Here is a 467-nt window from a genome sequence, read left to right as displayed (position 1 = left end):
CTGGCCTACCGCCCCCTGGGCGACTACATGGCCAAGGTCTACTCCTCCGAGAAGCACTACCGCCCGGAGAAGTGGATCTACAAGGCCATCGGCGCCAACCCGTCGGCCGGGATGCGCTGGCCCGCCTACCTGCGCGGCGTCCTCGCCTTCTCCGCTGTCAGCGTCCTGTTCCTCTACCTGCTCCAGCGGCTGCAAGGTGTCCTGCCCGGCTCGCTCGGCTTCGCCTCGATCGACCCGGACCAGGCGTTCAACACCGCCGCATCCTTCGTGGCGAACACCAACTGGCAGTCCTACGCCGGTGAGCAGGCCATGGGCCACGTCGTGCAGACCGGCGGCCTGGCCGTGCAGAACTTCGTCTCCGCGGCGGTCGGCATGGCCGTGGCGGTGGCCCTGGTACGGGGCTTCGCGCGCTCCCGCACCGGCGAACTGGGCAACTTCTGGGCAGACCTGGTCCGCGGCACCGTCCG

At 69.6% G+C, this 467-nt stretch carries 1 protein-coding gene; it reads left to right on the top strand.

Going from position 1 to position 467, the window contains the following annotated elements:
* A partial coding sequence (locus tag ACEPPI_RS40690; RefSeq protein WP_373920268.1) for a potassium-transporting ATPase subunit KdpA occupies positions 1–467 on the top strand: 467 nt, incomplete at both ends.

It is taken from the genome of Streptomyces sp. AB3(2024), from assembly GCF_041862025.1.
Taxonomy (GTDB): Bacteria; Actinomycetota; Actinomycetes; order Streptomycetales; family Streptomycetaceae; genus Streptomyces.
Note: the sequence above shows the minus strand (reverse complement) of the source record. Positions and strands in the feature narration are given on the sequence as shown.